This is a genomic window from Shewanella sp. AS1 (assembly GCF_021412565.1).
Lineage (GTDB): Bacteria > Pseudomonadota > Gammaproteobacteria > Enterobacterales > Shewanellaceae > Shewanella.
Genome location: NZ_JAKCLJ010000060.1, coordinates 1 through 292 on the forward strand (window position 1 = coordinate 1; position 292 = coordinate 292).

1 protein-coding gene is annotated in these 292 nt (G+C 50.3%); it reads right to left on the reverse strand.

Translation table 11 applies throughout. The features are described 5' to 3' along the window. Positions 1-292, reverse strand: a 292-nt coding sequence (locus tag LZP69_RS16055) for a hypothetical protein (RefSeq protein ID WP_234201702.1), incomplete at both ends; no start/stop codon positions are given.

Consider the following 292-nt stretch of genomic DNA (forward strand, 5'->3'; position numbering starts at 1 on the left):
GTTATCAAAGCCACCCTGCCTCAACTGTCCATAAACAAAGGCGATATCCCACCCTGCCTTGATGCCCAGGTTTTTATAAAGATAACTATACCTCGGGCCCAGCATCAACTGGTTTGAGACAATCAACGTCGACAGATCGCCTTCGATGGAAAAGTTGTAGGGCAACCCGAATGTAGCACGAAACACCGCCAGTGGCGCCTGGATCGAACTCTCGAGCAAGTCTTTGGGAGGCCTGACCATCGAAAGACCTGCTGAAACCTGGAAGCCCCATTTTTTATAGTGGTGGGGGAAT